This window comes from Mycobacterium sp. NGS54, from assembly GCF_059812465.1.
This window is the reverse complement of sequence record NZ_JCALCS010000001.1, coordinates 899954-918784: the sequence shown is the minus strand read 5'-3', so window position 1 is coordinate 918784 and position 18831 is coordinate 899954. Positions and strand designations below refer to the sequence as shown.

Sequence of the window (18831 nt, the reverse complement as noted above, 5' to 3'; positions counted from 1 at the left end):
CGGTCCTTATAACACTGAAATATCAATGTTATAGGAGCTTAGCAGTGACATCCGCGCAAGCCACCCGATCCACGAACCCGTATCTCGAAGGCTTTTTGGCGCCGGTGGGCGCCGAAGTGACCGCGACCGACCTGGAGGTCACCGGGCACATCCCCGAGCACCTCGACGGGCGCTATCTGCGCAACGGGCCCAACCCGGCCGAGGAGGTCGACCCGGCCACCTACCACTGGTTCAGCGGCGACGGCATGGTGCACGGGGTCGCGCTGCGCGACGGCGAGGCCCGCTGGTACCGCAACCGCTGGGTGCGCAGCCTCTCGGTGTGCGCCACCCTCGGCGAGCCGGCCCCGGCCCGGCTCAACCCGCGGGCGGGCATGCTGTCCTTCGGGGCCAACACCAACGTGCTGGCCCACGCCGGGCGCACCCTGGCGCTGGTCGAGGGTGGGGCCGCCAACTTCGAGCTGACCGAGGACCTCGACACCGTCGGCACCTGTGACTTCGACGGCACCCTGGAGGGCGGCTACACCGCCCATCCGCACCGCGATCCCCACACCGGCGAATTGCATGCCGTGTCTTACTCATTCGCCCGCGGGCGCACCGTGCAGTACTCGGTGATCGACACCAGCGGGCGCGCCCGCCGCACGGTCGACATCGAAGTGAGCGGGTCGCCGATGATGCACGACTTCTCGCTGACCGACAAATACGTGGTGATCTACGACCTGCCGGTGACGTTCGATCCGGTGCAGGTGCTTCCGACGAACATCCCGCGCTGGCTGGGCGTACCGGCCCGGCTGGCGCTGCAGTCGCTGGTCGGGCGGGTCCGGGTGCCGGGCCCGATCACCGCGATGATGAACCGCAACCCGAAACACGACGACCGGATGCCGTACGCCTGGAACCCCGGCTATCCGGCGCGCATCGGGGTGATGCCCCGCGAGGGCGGCAATAAGGATGTCCGCTGGTTCGACATCGAACCCTGCTACGTCTACCACCCGCTCAACGCGTACTCCGAAATGCGCGATGGTGCAGAGGTTTTGGTGCTTGACGTGGTGCGCTACGAGCGGATGTTCGACCGCGACCGGCGCGGCCCCGGCGACACCACGCCCAGGCTGGACCGCTGGACCGTCAACCTGGCGACCGGCGCGGTGGCCACCGAATGCCGCGACGAGCGCTCGCAGGAATTCCCGCGGATCAACGAGACGCGCCTCGGCAAGCGGCACCGCTTCGGCTACGCCGTCGGCATCGAGGGCGGCTTCTCCGCCGCGGGCGGTCCGCAGCTGGCGACACCGCTGTACAAGCACGACTATGCCTCGGGGTCGGCCACGGTGGCCGAACTCGACCCCGAGCTTTTGCTCGGCGAGATGTCTTTCGTGCCGAACCCCGCACGTGACCCCGGGGACCGGGCCGAGGACGACGGCATCCTGATGGGCTACGGCTACCACCGCGGGCGCGACGAAGGGCAGCTGGTGCTGCTGGATGCGCAGACCCTCGAATCGGTGGCTACCGTGCATCTGCCGCAGCGGGTACCGATGGGATTCCACGGCAACTGGGCGCCTTCCGGCTAACTCGCGTCGAATAGGGGTGCGGCGCCAAGTCTCAGGTCGGCCAATTTTTCCCGGCGGTGCGATCCAAGCCTGATGCCGGGTGCCTGACGTGCGCTACAGTGACTGATGCCACACAAAAGGGCAGGTGGCGGGCACGAGCGTCGACGGAAGGATTCCCCATGGGCGTCGCTATCGAGGTGAGGGGACTCACGAAGTCCTTCGGTCCCTCGAGAATTTGGGAAGACGTGACGTTGGATATCCCCGCCGGGGAGGTCAGCGTCCTGTTGGGGCCGTCGGGTACCGGCAAATCGGTGTTCCTGAAATCCCTCATCGGTCTGCTGCGCCCGGAACGCGGCTCGATCATGATCGACGGCACCGACATCCTCGAGTGCTCGGCCAAGGAGCTCTACGAGATCCGCACGCTGTTCGGCGTCATGTTCCAGGACGGCGCGCTGTTCGGCTCGATGAACCTGTTCGACAACGCGGCCTTCCCGCTGCGCGAGCACACCAAGAAGAAGGAAAGCGAGATCCGTGACATCGTCATGGAGAAGCTGACCCTGGTGGGCTTGGGCGGGGATGAGAAGAAGTTCCCCGGTGAGATCTCCGGCGGTATGCGCAAGCGCGCCAGCCTGGCCCGGGCCCTGGTGATGGACCCGCAGATCATCCTGTGCGACGAGCCGGACTCCGGTCTGGACCCGGTTCGTACCGCGTATCTGAGCCAGTTGATCCTCGACATCAACGCCCAGATCGACGCCACCGTCCTGATCGTGACGCACAACATCAACATCGCCCGGACCGTGCCGGACAACATGGGCATGCTGTTCCGCCGCAAGCTGGTCATGTTCGGCCCGCGGGAAGTGCTGCTGACCAGCGATGAGCCCGTGGTGCGGCAGTTCCTCAACGGCCGGCGTATCGGGCCGATCGGCATGTCCGAGGAGAAGGACGAGGCCACCATGGCCGAGGAGCAGGCCCTGCTCGACGCCGGTCACCACGCCGGCGGCGTCGAGGAGATCGAGGGAGTGCCCCCGCAGATCGTCGCGACGCCGGGCATGCCGGAGCGCAAGGCCGTCGCGCGGCGCCAGGCCCGGGTGCGCGAGATCCTGCACACCCTGCCCAAGAACGCCCAGGCGGCGATCCTCGACGACCTCGAGGGCACCCACCGGTACAAGGCAACCGAGTTCGGCGAGGCGTAGAGAAATTTGCGCTAACTCGGTGCAACTTGGCGGCCCGCCCTCTTGACGACCGGGCCTAAACGGGTCAGTCTGTTGGGCAGCATGTACCCACGGGAAGTCGAGATCGCGAGCCAGCGCCGATGTCCCTGGGCTGATTGTTGTGGGTAGTTGAGGAATGCGCGGTCCTGCGCTATTGTTGGACGTTGCGCTGGCTACCTCCTGCCCACCTCACCCGCCACCTGACACCGTGGTCTTAGCCTGAGCCCCATCCCGCGGCTTAGCTATTTAGTTGTGCGCGTGAGATCTGGGCAGATCGTTCGCCGGCCGAACCGACAAAATTGTTGCGGCGAACGCAGCCGGTGCCCCCGGAAACCGTGAGTCGCACGAGGTGCTGGAAGGACGCATCTTGGCAGATTCCCGCCAGAGCAAGAGTCGCCAGAGTTCAAAAAACTCAAGTTCCACAAACGGCTCCGTGCCCGGAGCACCCAACCGAGTTTCTTTCGCCAAGCTCCGCGAACCGCTCGAGGTTCCGGGGCTTCTTGACGTGCAGACCGACTCGTTCAAGTGGCTGACCGGCCACGACGAATGGCGCAACAAGGCCGTCGCCGGCGGCGACCCCAGCCCCAAGGGCGGCCTCCAAGAGGTCCTCGACGAGCTGTCGCCGATCGAGGACTTCTCGGGCTCGATGTCGCTGTCTTTCTCCGATCCCCGCTTTGACGAGGTCAAGGCGCCGGTCGACGAGTGCAAAGACAAGGACATGACCTACGCGGCCCCGCTGTTCGTCACGGCCGAGTTCATCAACAACAACACCGGCGAGATCAAGAGCCAGACGGTGTTCATGGGTGACTTCCCGATGATGACCGAGAAGGGCACCTTCATCATCAACGGGACCGAGCGCGTCGTCGTCAGCCAGCTGGTGCGCTCGCCGGGCGTCTACTTCGACGAGACGATCGACAAGTCCACCGAGAAGACGCTGCACAGCGTCAAGGTGATCCCCAGCCGCGGCGCCTGGCTCGAGTTCGACGTCGACAAGCGCGACACCGTCGGCGTGCGCATCGACCGCAAGCGCCGCCAGCCCGTCACCGTGCTGCTCAAGGCGCTGGGCTGGACCGCTGAGCGGATCACCGAGCGGTTCGGCTTCTCCGAGATCATGATGTCGACGCTGGAGAAGGACAACACCGCCGGCACCGACGAGGCGCTGCTGGATATCTACCGCAAGCTGCGTCCGGGCGAGCCGCCGACCAAGGAGTCCGCGCAGACCCTGCTGGAGAACCTGTTCTTCAAGGAGAAGCGCTACGACCTGGCCCGGGTGGGCCGCTACAAGGTCAACAAGAAGCTCGGCCTGAACACCGAGAACCCGATCACGACGACCACGCTGACCGAAGAGGACGTCGTCGCCACCATCGAGTACCTGGTTCGTCTGCACGAGGGGCAGTCGGTGATGACCGTCCCCGGCGGCGTCGAGGTGCCGGTGGAGACCGACGACATCGACCACTTCGGCAACCGGCGGCTGCGCACGGTCGGCGAGCTGATCCAGAACCAGATCCGGGTCGGCATGTCCAGGATGGAGCGCGTCGTCCGGGAGCGGATGACCACCCAGGACGTCGAGGCCATCACGCCGCAGACGCTGATCAACATCCGCCCGGTGGTCGCCGCGATCAAGGAGTTCTTCGGCACCAGCCAGCTGTCGCAGTTCATGGACCAGAACAACCCGCTGTCGGGCCTCACCCACAAGCGCCGCCTGTCGGCGCTGGGCCCGGGCGGTCTGTCCCGTGAGCGCGCCGGCCTGGAGGTCCGTGACGTGCACCCGTCGCACTACGGCCGGATGTGCCCGATCGAGACCCCGGAGGGTCCGAACATCGGTCTGATCGGCTCGCTTTCGGTGTACGCGCGGGTCAACCCGTTCGGGTTCATCGAGACGCCGTACCGCAAGGTGGTCGACGGCGTGGTCACCGACGAGATCGTCTACCTGACGGCCGACGAGGAGGACCGCCACGTGGTGGCGCAGGCCAACTCGCCGATCGATCCCAGCGGACGGTTCGTCGAGCCGCGCGTCCTGGTTCGCCGCAAGGCGGGCGAGGTCGAGTACGTGCCCTCGTCCGAGGTCGACTACATGGACGTGTCGCCGCGCCAGATGGTGTCGGTGGCCACCGCCATGATCCCGTTCCTCGAGCACGACGACGCCAACCGCGCCCTGATGGGCGCCAACATGCAGCGCCAGGCGGTTCCTCTGGTGCGCAGCGAGGCGCCGCTGGTGGGCACCGGCATGGAGTTGCGCGCCGCGATCGACGCCGGCGACGTCGTCGTCGCGGACAAGGCCGGGGTGATCGAGGAGGTCTCCGCGGACTACATCACCGTGATGGCCGACGACGGCACCCGGCACACCTACCGGATGCGCAAGTTCGCCCGTTCCAACCACGGCACCTGCGCCAACCAGTCGCCGATCGTCGACGCGGGCGACCGCGTCGAGGCCGGCCAGGTCATCGCCGACGGCCCCTGCACCGAAAACGGTGAGATGGCCCTGGGCAAGAACCTGCTGGTCGCGATCATGCCCTGGGAGGGCCACAACTACGAGGACGCGATCATCCTCTCCAACCGCCTGGTCGAAGAGGACGTGTTGACCTCGATCCACATCGAGGAACATGAGATCGATGCCCGCGACACCAAGCTGGGCGCCGAGGAGATCACCCGGGACATCCCCAATGTCTCCGACGAGGTCCTCGCCGACCTGGACGAGCGCGGCATCGTGCGGATCGGGGCCGAGGTTCGCGACGGCGACATCCTGGTCGGCAAGGTCACCCCGAAGGGTGAGACCGAGCTGACTCCGGAGGAGCGGCTGCTGCGGGCGATCTTCGGCGAGAAGGCCCGCGAGGTCCGCGACACCTCCCTGAAGGTGCCGCACGGCGAGTCCGGCAAGGTCATCGGCATCCGGGTGTTCTCCCGCGAGGACGACGACGAGCTGCCCGCCGGCGTCAACGAGCTGGTCCGCGTGTACGTGGCCCAGAAGCGCAAGATCTCCGACGGCGACAAGCTCGCCGGCCGGCACGGCAACAAGGGCGTGATCGGCAAGATCCTGCCGGTCGAGGACATGCCGTTCCTGCCGGACGGCACCCCGGTGGACATCATCCTGAACACCCACGGTGTGCCGCGACGGATGAACATCGGCCAGATCCTGGAAACGCACCTCGGCTGGTGCGCGCACAGCGGCTGGAAGGTCGACACCGGCAAGGGCGTGCCCGACTGGGCCACCAACCTGCCCGAGGACCTGCTGCACGCCGAGCCGAACGCCATCGTCTCCACACCGGTGTTCGACGGCGCACAGGAGGCCGAGCTGCAGGGGCTGCTGTCGGCCACGCTGCCCAACCGCGACGGTGAGGTGCTGGTCAACGGCGACGGCAAGGCGGTGCTGTTCGACGGCCGCAGCGGCGAGCCGTTCCCGTACCCGGTGACCGTCGGCTTCATGTACATCATGAAGCTGCACCACCTGGTGGACGACAAGATCCACGCCCGCTCCACCGGCCCGTACTCGATGATCACCCAGCAGCCGCTGGGCGGTAAGGCGCAGTTCGGTGGTCAGCGGTTCGGTGAGATGGAGTGCTGGGCCATGCAGGCCTACGGCGCCGCGTACACGCTGCAGGAGCTGTTGACCATCAAGTCCGACGACACCGTCGGCCGGGTCAAGGTGTACGAGGCGATCGTCAAGGGCGAGAACATTCCCGAGCCGGGCATCCCCGAGTCGTTCAAGGTGCTGCTCAAGGAGCTGCAGTCGCTTTGCCTCAACGTCGAGGTGCTGTCGAGTGACGGCGCGGCCATCGAGCTGCGCGAGGGCGAGGACGAGGACCTGGAGCGGGCCGCCGCCAACCTGGGAATCAACTTGTCCCGCAACGAATCCGCCTCTGTTGAGGACTTGGCTTAATTAGTTACTAAACCCGCAAGGGGAAAGGGAGTTACGTGCTCGACGTCAACTTCTTCGATGAACTCCGTATCGGCCTGGCCACCGCGGAGGACATCAGGCAATGGTCTTACGGCGAGGTCAAGAAGCCGGAGACGATCAACTACCGCACGCTGAAGCCGGAGAAGGACGGCCTGTTCTGCGAGAAGATCTTCGGACCGACTCGGGACTGGGAGTGCTACTGCGGCAAGTACAAGCGCGTCCGCTTCAAGGGCATCATCTGCGAGCGCTGCGGGGTCGAGGTGACCCGCGCCAAGGTGCGCCGCGAGCGGATGGGCCACATCGAGTTGGCGGCGCCCGTCACGCACATCTGGTACTTCAAGGGTGTGCCCTCGCGCCTGGGCTACCTGCTCGACCTGGCGCCGAAGGACCTCGAGAAGATCATCTACTTCGCCGCGTACGTGATCACGTCCGTCGACGACGAGATGCGGCACAACGAGCTGTCGACGCTCGAGGCCGAAATGCTGGTGGAGCGCAAGGGAGTTGAGGACCAGCGCGACGCCGAGCTGGAGGCCCGCGCGCAGAAGCTCGAGGCGGACCTGGCCGAGCTGGAGGCCGAGGGCGCCAAGGCCGACGCCCGGCGCAAGGTTCGCGACGGCGGCGAGCGGGAGATGCGCCAGCTCCGCGACCGCGCCCAGCGCGAGCTGGACCGGCTGGAGGACATCTGGAGCACCTTCACCAAGCTGGCCCCCAAGCAGCTGATCGTCGACGAGAACCTCTACCGCGAGCTCGTCGACCGCTACGGCGAGTACTTCACCGGTGCCATGGGCGCGGAGTCGATCCAGAAGCTGATCGAGAACTTCGACATCGACGCCGAGGCGGACAACCTGCGTGACGTCATCCGAAACGGTAAGGGGCAGAAGAAGCTTCGCGCGCTCAAGCGGCTGAAGGTGGTCGCCGCCTTCCAGCAGTCGGGCAATTCGCCGATGGGCATGGTGCTCGACGCCGTGCCGGTGATCCCGCCGGAGCTGCGGCCGATGGTCCAGCTCGACGGTGGCCGGTTCGCGACCAGCGACCTCAACGACCTGTACCGCCGCGTGATCAACCGCAACAACCGGCTCAAGAGGCTGATCGACCTCGGCGCGCCCGAGATCATCGTCAACAACGAGAAGCGGATGCTGCAGGAGTCGGTGGACGCGCTGTTCGACAACGGCCGTCGCGGCCGCCCGGTCACCGGGCCGGGCAACCGCCCGCTGAAGTCGCTCTCCGATCTGCTCAAGGGCAAGCAGGGCCGGTTCCGCCAGAACCTGCTCGGCAAGCGTGTCGACTACTCCGGCCGTTCGGTCATCGTGGTCGGCCCGCAGCTCAAGCTGCACCAGTGCGGCCTGCCCAAGCTGATGGCGCTGGAGCTGTTCAAGCCGTTCGTGATGAAGCGGCTCGTCGACCTCAACCACGCGCAGAACATCAAGAGCGCCAAGCGGATGGTCGAGCGGCAGCGTCCCCAGGTGTGGGACGTCCTCGAAGAGGTCATCGCCGAGCACCCGGTGCTGCTGAACCGCGCGCCGACCCTGCACCGGCTGGGCATCCAGGCCTTCGAGCCGATGCTGGTGGAGGGCAAGGCGATTCAGCTGCACCCGTTGGTGTGTGAGGCATTCAACGCCGACTTCGACGGTGACCAGATGGCGGTGCACCTGCCGCTGAGCGCCGAGGCGCAGGCCGAGGCCCGCATCCTGATGCTGTCCTCCAACAACATCCTGTCGCCGGCGTCCGGCCGCCCGTTGGCCATGCCCCGACTGGACATGGTGACCGGGCTGTACTTCCTGACCACCGAGGTCGACGGCGACACCGGCGAATACTCACCGGCCGCCAAGGACCAACCGGAGGTCGGGGTGTACTCCTCGCCGGCCGAGGCGATCATGGCGTCGGACCGTGGGGTGCTCTCGGTGCGGGCCAAGATCAAGGTGCGGCTGACCCAGCTGCGTCCGCCCGCCGAGATCGAGGCCGAGCTGTTCGGCGCCAACGGCTGGCAGCCGGGCGACTCCTGGATGGCCGAGACCACGCTGGGCCGGGTGCTGTTCAACGAGCTGCTGCCGGTGGCCTACCCCTTCGTGAACAAGCAGATGCACAAGAAGGTGCAGGCCTCGATCATCAACGACCTGGCCGAGCGCTACCCGATGATCGTGGTGGCGCAGACGGTCGACAAGCTCAAGGACGCCGGTTTCTACTGGGCGACCCGCAGCGGTGTCACGGTCTCGATGGCCGACGTGCTGGTTCCGCCACGCAAGAAGGAGATCCTCGACCACTACGAGGAGCGCGCCGACAAGGTCGAAAAGCAGTTCCAGCGTGGTGCTTTGAACCACGACGAGCGCAACGAGGCGCTGGTGGAGATCTGGAAGGAAGCCACCGACGAGGTCGGTCAAGCGCTGCGCGAGCACTACCCCGCCGACAACCCGATCATCACGATCGTCGATTCGGGCGCCACGGGTAACTTCACCCAGACGCGAACCCTGGCCGGCATGAAGGGCTTGGTGACCAACCCGAAGGGTGAGTTCATCCCGCGCCCGGTCAAGTCGTCGTTCCGCGAGGGCCTGACGGTGTTGGAGTACTTCATCAACACCCACGGCGCTCGAAAGGGCTTGGCGGACACCGCGTTGCGTACCGCCGACTCCGGTTACCTGACCCGTCGTCTGGTGGACGTGAGCCAGGACGTCATCGTCCGCGAGCACGACTGCGAGACCGAGCGCGGCATCGTCGTCGAGCTGGCCGAGCGTCAGCCCGACGGCACGCTGATCCGCGACCCGTACATCGAAACCTCGGCGTACGCGCGGACTTTGGGCACCGATGCGGTCGACGAGAAGGGCAACGTCGTCGTCGCACGCGGCGAGGACCTGGGTGACCCGGAGATCGACGCCCTGCTGGCGGCGCGCATCACGTCGGTCAAGGTGCGCTCGGTGCTGACCTGCACCACCGGCACCGGCGTGTGCGCGACCTGCTACGGGCGCTCGATGGCCACCGGCAAGCTGGTCGACATCGGCGAGGCCGTCGGCATCGTCGCGGCCCAGTCCATCGGCGAGCCCGGCACCCAGCTGACGATGCGGACCTTCCACCAGGGTGGTGTCGGTGAGGACATCACCGGCGGTCTGCCCCGCGTGCAGGAGCTGTTCGAGGCCCGCGTCCCGCGCGGCAAGGCGCCGATCGCCGACGTCACCGGGCGGGTCCGTCTCGAGGACGGTGAGCGGTTCTACAAGATCACCATCGTTCCGGACGACGGCGGCGAGGAAGTCGTCTACGACAAGCTCTCCAAGCGGCAGCGGCTGCGGGTGTACAAGCACGACGACGGCTCCGAGGGAGTGCTGTCCGACGGCGACCACGTCGAGGTGGGCCAGCAGCTGATGGAAGGCTCGGCCGACCCGCACGAGGTGCTGCGTGTGCAGGGCCCCCGCGAGGTGCAGATCCACCTGGTCCGCGAGGTCCAGGAGGTCTACCGCGCGCAGGGTGTGTCGATCCACGACAAGCACATCGAGGTGATCGTTCGCCAGATGCTGCGCCGCGTCACCATCATCGACTCGGGCGCGACGGAGTTCCTGCCCGGCTCGCTGATCGACCGTGCGGAATTCGAGGCGGAGAACCGCCGGGTGGTGGCCGAGGGCGGCGAGCCCGCCGCCGGGCGTCCGGTTCTGATGGGTATCACGAAGGCGAGCCTCGCCACCGACTCGTGGCTGTCCGCGGCGTCGTTCCAGGAGACCACCCGAGTGCTGACCGATGCGGCGATCAACTGCCGCAGCGACAAGCTCAACGGTCTGAAGGAGAACGTGATCATCGGAAAGCTGATCCCGGCTGGTACCGGCATCAACCGCTACCGCAACATCCAGGTGCAGCCCACCGAAGAGGCCCGCGCCGCGGCGTACACGATCCCGTCCTACGAGGATCATTACTACAGCCCGGACTTCGGCCAGGCCACCGGAGCCGCGGTTCCGCTGGACGACTACGGGTACAGCGACTACCGCTAGTTCGGCATAGTTGGCAACGAAAAAGCCCCGGGCCCAAAGAGGTCCGGGGCTTTTTCGTTCGCGGTATCGTGGCAGGTCGATTGAGCGCATCCCGTTGCGGTCGTCGAGGACGGTGAGAATCGATGGGCGACTTGCATTCACCGGTGCGGCCGTTGGTCACTCGCGACAACTTGATGGCCGTGCTGCGCGCGGCCGGGCGCCGACGGCTGATCCTGATTCATGCGCCCTCGGGGTTCGGCAAGACGACGCTGGTGGAGCAATGGCGGGCGGTACCGGCCGGCTCCGGTGTGGCGGTGGCCTGGTTGACGGTCGATGACGACGACAACAACGTGGTGTGGTTTCTGGCGCACGTGCTCAAGGCGATTCGGCGCGTCCATCCCGCCGTAGCCGCCTCGTTGGGACGGGTCCTTGACGAGCGCGGGGAGGAGGCGGTGCCCCACGTGTTGACGTCGTTGATCGACGAGATCGATCAGAACGGTTGCCCGGTCACCCTCGTGGTAGACGATTGGCAGCGGGTATCGGATGGCCACACCACCCATGCCCTGCGCTTCCTGATCGAGCATGGTTCGGTCCACCTGCAGATCATCGTGAACAGCTGGTCGCGTTCCCGGTTGCCGTTGGCCGAGTTGCGACTTCGCGACGAACTGATCGAAATCGATTCCGAGAAGCTGCGTTTCGATGCCGATCAGGCGCAAACGCTGTTGAACGAGGTTGCGGGCCTGCGGTTGGCGGATAGCGACGTCGCGGCACTGACCGCCGCGACGGGCGGGCGGGTCGCCGCCCTGCAGCTGGCGGCGCTCTCGCTGCGCGGCGATGGCCTGGGGGACGGGGCCGCCGGCCTGCTGCGTCGAATGCCGGTGGACAACGACGCGGTCGCTGAATTCCTCGCGCAAAATGTCCTCGACACCCTGGAGCCCGAATTGCTCCAGTTCCTCTGCGCGACGTCGATCACCGAACGAACCTGCGGGAAGCTGGCATCGGTGTTGGCGGGAGTCAGCGGCGGGCAGGACGTACTCGACGACGCCGAGCGACGCGGCCTGTTCCTGCGGCGCCTCGACGACGACCCGCGGTGGTTTCGCTATCACGAGATGTTCGCCGGTTTTCTGCGGCGCCGGCTCGAGCGCGACAGCCCCGATCGCCTCGAACACCTGCACCGCATCGCATCGGACTGGTTCGCCGAGCACGGCTGTCTCGGTTATGCCGTCGACCACGCGCTCGCCGCCGGGGAGGCCACCCGGGCGGTCGACCTCGTCGAGCGGGACAGGACGATTGGATCGGTCAACCAATCGCGCATGGCGACCTTGCTGGGCATCATCGAGAAGCTACCCGCGGAGCTGGTGAACACGCGGCCACGGCTGCACCTTTCGATGGCGGCGGCCAACATTCTGCTGCAGCGCCCCGCGGCCGTCGAGGCCGCACTCGACCGTGCCATCGGCGCCATATCCGCCTCGGGCCTGCCCGAGGCCGCGCGGGCGGATCTGACCCTGGAGGCCAAGGTGTGGCGAGCGGTGGCCCAACTGAACTCCGACCGGGTCGAAGGCATGGCCCGGCTGGTGGCCGAGGTGATATCGCGGCCAAAGACCCTGCGCCCGGTGCTACCCCAGGCGACGGCGACCATCGCGGCGTTCGCGGGGATCTACCGCTTCGACTACGAGGCGGCCCATCGGGCCCTGGAGTGGGCGGCGCCGTACGACGAGGGCGCCGCCGCCGGGTACCACAGCTGCTGGGCCGGCATTGCAGCCAGACATCAGCTCGACATCCCTCGTGCGCTGCGCAGCTTCCGGAAGGCATACGAAATCGGTACCGCGGTGGGGCAGAAGTCGCAGGCGGCGCGGCACGCCGGCGCGCTACTCGGCGAATTGCTCTACGAGAAGGGCGAATTCGCCGAGGCGGCGGATCTTCTCGAGGAGAGCTATCGGCTCGGACCCGAAGCCGGCGCGGTCGACTACCTGACGGCGCAATACGCCGTCAGCGCGAGAATCGAGGCGGCGCATGGGCATCGCGATGCGGCAACCGGTCGCCTCGACGCCGGTATGGCGGTGGCCGAGAAGTTGGGGCTGCCCCGGCTGGCGGCCGTCATCAACCACGAGCGGGTCAGGTTGCAGCTGCCGATCGCCCCGCCGGAGGCCGCTCGGCTGCGGGCCATGCATCGCGTCTTTCACGGTGGCAACGGCATCGCCACCATCACCGCCGAACTGGACGAGGCATCCGGCATCCGCCTGCTGTCGCGAAGCCGCGCCGCCGACGACCGCGACCAGGCGTGCCGGCGCGCCCGCGCGCTGCTCGGCGGCATTGCGCCGGCCGCTCGGCCGCTGGCGAACCTTCAGGCCCGCCTGCTGCTGGCCGAAACCCTCACCGTCGCCGGGCTGGCGGACGAGGCGCGAAACCACGTCTCGGCGGTCCGCGACCTGTGCGCCGAACACGGGCTGCCGCAGCTGCTCGTCGACGCCGGGCTCGGTTAGCACGCGGCCCGGTCGGTGCCACTCACTACACTGGCCATCGTGCTCATCGGTTCGCACGTCCACTCTGACGATCCCCTGGCCGCCGCCCAGGCCGACGGCGCCGACGTGGTGCAATTCTTCCTCGGCAACCCGCAGAGCTGGAAGAAGCCCAAGCCGCGCGACGACGCCGAGACCCTGAAGGCGTCCGCGATGCCCCTGTACGTCCACGCGCCGTACCTCATCAACGTGGCCTCGGCCAACAACCGGATCCGCATCCCGTCGCGCAAGATCCTGCAGGACACCTGCGACGCCGCCGCGGCGATCGGCGCGACGGCGGTGATCGTCCACGGCGGTCACGCCGACGACAACGACATGGAGGCCGGCTTCGAGCGGTGGGTCAAGGCGCTGGACTACCTCGAAACCGACGTGCGCGTGTACCTGGAGAACACGGCGGGCGGTGACCACGCCATGGCCCGCCACTTCGACACCATCGGCCGGCTCTGGGATCACATCGGCGACAAGGGCATCGGCTTCTGCCTGGACACCTGCCACGCGTGGGCCGCGGGTGAGGAGCTGATCGACGCGGTCGACCGGATCAAGGCCCTGACCGGCCGCATCGACCTGGTGCACTGCAACGACTCGAGGGACGCCGCGGGCTCCGGCGCCGACCGGCACGCCAACTTCGGCACCGGCCAGATCGATCCCGAGCTGCTCGTCGCGGTGGTCAAGGCCGCCGACGCCCCGGTGATCTGCGAGACCGCGGACGAGGGCCGCAAGGACGACATCGCGTTCCTGCGGGAAAACGCCGGCGGCTGATCCACGGCCCATGCTCGGTCGGCTGGCGACGCTTTTCGGAGTGCTAATCCTGGTCGCCGGTTGCTCGCCGTGGCCCGAGCTGCCGTCGGCGTTCGTCACCGGCACCAGCCTGCACCACGTCAACATCGGTGGGCACGATCGCGACTACCGGCTCTACAAGCCCGCGGGAGTGCCCACGCCGGCCGCGCTGGTCGTCGTGATGCACGGCTATTCCGGCAGTGCCGCGCAAGCCGAAAGGGGGTACGAGTGGGACCGTTTGGCCGATTCCGCCAAGTTCGTCGTCGCCTATCCCGACGGCCTCGACCGGGCCTGGAACGTCGACGGGGAGGGCTGCTGCGGGCACCCGGGACGCGAAGGCGTCGATGACGTCGCGTTCATCAGCGCGGCCGTCGCCGACATCGCCCGCAATGTCGGCATCGACCCCGCCAAGGTCTACGCCACCGGCATGAGCAACGGCGCCATCATGTCCCTCACGCTGGCCTGCGCCACCGACATTTTCGCGGCGATCGGCCCGGTCGCCGGAACACAGCTGAACACCTGCCGGAACCCACACCCGGCGTCGGTCATCCACATTCACGGCACCGCCGACCGGCTCGTCCCGTACGGCGGCGGGCAGGGCTTCAGCGTCATCAACGGCCCGTCGGTGCCCGAGGTCAATGCGTTCTGGCGCAACGTCGATCAATGCGGCGCCCCCACCACCACCGGCAACGGGCCGGTGACGACCTCGACGGCCGCGTGCGCCGACAACCGGGGCGTCGTCCTGATCACCGTCGACGGCGGCGGCCACGAGTGGCCGCCGTTCGCGACCAAGACGCTGTGGCAATTCTTCGCGGCGCACCCCCGCTGATCATTACAGCTCTTGTGCGACTGTCGGAAAACTGTAACATGGGTGGCATGCCCGATACCCATGTCGTGACCAACCAGGTTCCGCCCCTGGAGAACTACAACCCGGCCACGTCCGCCGTGCTCGTCGAGGCCCTGATCCGCGAGGGCGGGCAGTGGGGTCTGGAAGAGGTGAATGAGCTTGGGGCGCTTGCGGGCAGCCGCGAAGCGCAGCGCTGGGGCGAGCTCGCCGACCGCAACCGGCCCGTGCTGCACACCCACGACCAGTACGGGCACCGCGTCGACGAGATCGAGTACGACCCGGCCTACCACGAGCTGATGCGCGCGGCGCTCGCCCACGGCATCCATGCGGCACCCTGGGCCGACGGGCGGGCGGGCGCGCACGTGGTGCGCGCGGCCAAGATGTCGGTCTGGAACGTCGAGCCCGGACACACCTGCCCCGTCTCGATGACGTACGCCGTCGTCCCGGCGCTGCGCCACAACCCCGAACTGGCGGCGGTTTACGAGCCGCTGCTGACCAGTCGCGAGTACGACCCCGAGCTGAAACTGGCCACCACGAAGGCCGGCATCACCGCGGGCATGTCGATGACGGAGAAGCAGGGCGGCTCCGACGTGCGCGCCGGCACCACCCAGGCAACCCCGAACGGCGATGGCAGCTACAGCCTGACCGGCCACAAGTGGTTCACCTCGGCGCCGATGTGCGACATCTTCCTGGTGCTGGCGCAGGCGCCGGGCGGGCTGTCCTGCTTCCTGCTGCCGCGGATACTGCCAGACGGCACCCGCAACCGGATGTTCCTGCAGCGGCTCAAGGACAAGCTGGGCAATCACGCCAACGCGTCCAGCGAGGTGGAGTACGACGGCGCCACCGCGTGGCTGGTGGGCGAGGAGGGCCGCGGCGTCCCCACGATCATCGAGATGGTCAACCTCACCCGGCTGGACTGCACCCTCGGCAGCGCCACCAGCATGCGCACCGGCCTGACCCGCGCCATCCACCATGCCCAGCACCGAAAGGCGTTCGGCGCCTACCTGATCGACCAGCCGCTGATGCGCAACGTGCTGGCCGACCTGGCCGTCGAGGCCGAGGCGGCCACGATCGTGGCGATGCGGATGGCGGGTGCCACCGACAAGGCGGTGCGCGGCGACGAGACCGAAGCGCTGCTGCGCCGGATCGGCCTGGCCGCCAGCAAGTACTGGGTGTGCAAGCGCGCCACCCCGCACGCCGCCGAGGCGCTGGAATGCCTGGGCGGCAATGGCTATGTCGAGGACTCCGGCATGCCGCGACTGTTCCGTGAGGCGCCGCTGATGGGCATCTGGGAGGGCTCGGGCAACGTCAGCGCCCTGGACACGTTGCGCGCCATGGCAACCCGCCCCGAGTGCGTCGAGGTGTTGTTCGCCGAGCTGGCCCAAACTACGGGCCAGGATCACCGACTGGACGGCCACGTGGAAAAGCTGCGGCAGCAACTGGCCGACCTGGACAACATCGCCTACCGCGCCCGCAAGGTCGCCGAGGACATCTGCCTGGCGCTGCAGGGCTCGCTGCTGGTGCGGCACGGCCACCCCGCCGTCGCCGAGGCGTTCCTGGCCACCCGGCTCGACGGCCGGTGGGGCGGTGCGTTCGGCACCATGCCGGAAGGGCTGGATTTGGCCCCCATCCTGGAGCGCTCCCTGGTAAAGGGCTGAGCCGCAACATGACTCACGCCATCAGGCCGGTCGACTTCGACAACCTGAAGACCATGACCTACGAGGTCACCGGCCGGGTTGCGCGCATCACCTTCAACAGGCCGGAGAAGGGCAACGCGATCGTCGCGGACACCCCACTCGAGCTCTCGGCGCTGGTGGCGCGCGCCGACCTCGACCCGGACGTCCACGTCATCCTGGTGTCGGGGCGCGGCGAGGGCTTCTGCGCGGGCTTCGACCTGTCCGCCTACGCCGATCGCACCGGGTCGGCCGGGGGCACCGGCGCGTATCAGGGCACAGTGCTGGACGGCAAGGCCCAGGCGGTCAACCACCTGCCGAATCAGCCGTGGGACCCGATGATCGACTACCAGATGATGAGCCGGTTCGTGCGCGGCTTTTCCAGCCTCATGCACGCCGACAAGCCGACGGTGGTCAAGATCCACGGGTACTGCGTGGCCGGTGGCACCGACATCGCGTTGCACGCCGACCAGGTGATCGCCGCCGCCGACGCCAAGATCGGCTACCCGCCGACCCGGGTGTGGGGCGTCCCCGCCGCCGGCCTGTGGGCCCACCGGCTCGGCGACCAGCGCGCGAAACGCCTGCTGCTCACCGGCGATTGCATCACCGGCGCGCAGGCCGCCGAGTGGGGCCTGGCCGTGGAGGCGCCGGACCCCGAGGACCTCGACGAGCGGACCGAGCGGCTGGTCGAAAGGATCGCGGCGATGCCGGTCAACCAGCTGATCATGGTCAAGCTCGCGCTCAATTCGGCTCTGCTGCAACAGGGGGTGGCCACCAGCAGGATGGTCAGCACCGTCTTCGATGGTGTCGCGCGGCACACGCCTGAGGGGCACGCCTTCGTGGCCGACGCGGTGCAGCACGGCTTCCGGGAGGCGGTTCGTCATCGCGACGAACCCTTCGGTGACCACGGCCGCCGCGCGTCACAGGTGTAAACCATGCCCGATATGACGGCCCGGTCGGTGGTGCTCAGCGTGCTGCTCGGCGCCCACCCGGCGCACGCTCGGGCCAGCGAATTGGTCAGGCTCACTTCGGATTTCGGGATCAAAGAGACGACCCTGCGGGTGGCGCTGACCCGCATGGTCGGCGCCGGCGACCTGATCCGCTCGGCCGACGGCTACCGGCTCTCCGATCGCCTGTTGGCCCGCCAACGCCGCCAGGACGACGCCATCGACCCACGGGTCCGCCCGTGGGGCGGGGAGTGGGTCACACTGATCGTGACCAGCGTGGGCGGTGACGCGCGCACCCGGGCCGCGCTGCGGAACGCCATGCACGACAAGCGCTTCGGTGAACTGCGCGAGGGGGTGTGGATGCGCCCCGACAACCTGGAGCCCGACCTCGATCCCGAGATCGACGCCCGGGTGCGGGTCCTGCGGGCACGCGTCGACGACGCCGCCGAGCTGGCCGCGCAGCTGTGGGACCTGCCCGCGTGGGCCGGGGCCGGCAACCGGCTACTCGACGAGATGGCCGCCGCGCCGGACGTACCCGCCCGGTTCGTGGTGGCCGCGGCGACGGTGCGACACCTGCTCACCGACCCGGTCTTGCCCGACGAACTGCTGCCCGCCGACTGGCCCGGTGCGCGGCTGCGCGCGGCGTACCACGGCTTCGCCACTGAACTGCTGCAGCGGCGGGAACCACTATTTGCGGAGGCAAAATGAACGATCCGGTGCGTATCGAGCGAAACGGCCCGGTGACCACGGTGATCCTCGATCGGCCGGGGGCGCGCAACGCGGTCAACGGTCCGACGGCCGCCGCGCTCTACGCGGCGTTCGACGAGTTCGACCGCGATGACGCCGCATCGGTCGCCGTGCTCTGGGGCGACGGTGGAACCTTTTGCGCCGGAGCCGATTTGAAGTCCTTCGGCACGCCCGACGCCAACGCGGTGCACCGCACCGGCCCCGGGCCGATGGGGCCGACGCGGATGGTGCTGTCCAAGCCCGTGATCGCCGCGGTCAGTGGCTACGCCGTCGCCGGGGGACTGGAGCTGGCCCTGTGGTGCGACCTGCGGGTCGCCGAGGAGGACGCCGTGTTCGGCGTGTTCTGCCGGCGCTGGGGAGTCCCGCTGATCGACGGCGGCACCGTGCGGCTGCCCAGGCTCATCGGGCAGAGCCGCGCCATGGACATGATCCTCACCGGCCGAGGCGTCCAAGCCGACGAGGCGCTGACGATGGGGCTGGCCAACCGCGTCGTGCCCAAAGGCCAAGCGCGCCCAGCGGCCGAGGAACTGGCGGCACAGCTCGCGGCCCTGCCGCAGCAGTGCCTGCGTTCGGATCGGCTGTCGGCGCTACATCAGTGGGGCAGGCCGGAAGCCGAGGCGATCGACTTCGAATTCGCCAGCATCTCGCGGGTCGCCGCGGAGGCCGCGGAGGGCGCCGGGCGCTTTGCCGCGGGCGCCGGGCGCCACGGTACGCCCGCGAATTAACCTGG

At 68.0% G+C, this 18831-nt stretch carries 11 protein-coding genes; all 11 read left to right on the top strand.

The annotated features are described in order from the left end of the window. Nucleotides 1-44 precede the first annotated feature (44 nt). Nucleotides 45-1559, top strand: a complete 1515-nt coding sequence (locus AC5Y5E_RS04550; RefSeq protein WP_499901740.1) for a carotenoid oxygenase family protein — start codon at nt 45-47, stop codon at nt 1557-1559. 158 nt (nt 1560-1717) lie between these two features. Beyond that, entirely contained in the window at nt 1718-2731 is a 1014-nt protein-coding gene (locus AC5Y5E_RS04545; RefSeq protein ID WP_499901739.1) for an ABC transporter ATP-binding protein, read from the top strand. Between the two features lie 385 nt (nt 2732-3116). Beyond that, nucleotides 3117-6626: a DNA-directed RNA polymerase subunit beta gene (gene rpoB, locus AC5Y5E_RS04540; protein ID WP_499901738.1), complete on the top strand. Its 3510-nt coding sequence runs from the start codon at nt 3117-3119 to the stop codon at nt 6624-6626. A 35-nt stretch (nt 6627-6661) separates the two neighbouring features. Next, nucleotides 6662-10612, top strand: a complete 3951-nt coding sequence (locus tag AC5Y5E_RS04535) for a DNA-directed RNA polymerase subunit beta' (protein ID WP_499901737.1) — start codon at nt 6662-6664, stop codon at nt 10610-10612. Nucleotides 10613-10734: 122 nt separating this feature from the next. After that, nucleotides 10735-13074, top strand: coding sequence for a winged helix-turn-helix domain-containing protein (locus AC5Y5E_RS04530; protein ID WP_499901736.1), 2340 nt, complete (start codon nt 10735-10737; stop codon nt 13072-13074). Between the two features lie 39 nt (nt 13075-13113). Next, a complete protein-coding gene (locus AC5Y5E_RS04525) occupies nt 13114-13869 on the top strand; it encodes a deoxyribonuclease IV (RefSeq protein WP_499901735.1) in 756 nt (251 codons plus the stop codon). Nucleotides 13870-13879: 10 nt separating this feature from the next. Next, nucleotides 13880-14716 carry a CE1 family esterase gene (locus tag AC5Y5E_RS04520; protein WP_499901734.1) on the top strand — a complete coding sequence of 279 codons (837 nt, stop codon included), beginning with the start codon at nt 13880-13882 and terminating at the stop codon, nt 14714-14716. Nucleotides 14717-14763: 47 nt separating this feature from the next. Next, the gene (locus AC5Y5E_RS04515) at nt 14764-16392 is read left to right on the top strand and encodes an acyl-CoA dehydrogenase family protein (RefSeq protein ID WP_499901733.1); all 1629 of its coding nucleotides are present in this window, start codon (nt 14764-14766) and stop codon (nt 16390-16392) included. A gap of 8 nt (nt 16393-16400) precedes the next feature. Beyond that, on the top strand, nt 16401-17339 hold the full coding sequence (locus tag AC5Y5E_RS04510; RefSeq protein ID WP_499901732.1) for a crotonase/enoyl-CoA hydratase family protein: 939 nt from the start codon (nt 16401-16403) through the stop codon (nt 17337-17339). Between the two features lie 3 nt (nt 17340-17342). Beyond that, nucleotides 17343-18062, top strand: a complete 720-nt coding sequence (locus AC5Y5E_RS04505) for a PaaX family transcriptional regulator C-terminal domain-containing protein (RefSeq protein ID WP_499901731.1) — start codon at nt 17343-17345, stop codon at nt 18060-18062. Further along, nucleotides 18059-18826 (top strand): crotonase/enoyl-CoA hydratase family protein, encoded by a 768-nt coding sequence (locus tag AC5Y5E_RS04500; protein ID WP_499901730.1) that lies wholly within the window; start codon nt 18059-18061, stop codon nt 18824-18826. The genes AC5Y5E_RS04505 and AC5Y5E_RS04500 overlap by 4 nt, the downstream gene beginning before the upstream one ends. The last annotated feature ends 5 nt before the right edge of the window (nt 18827-18831 follow it).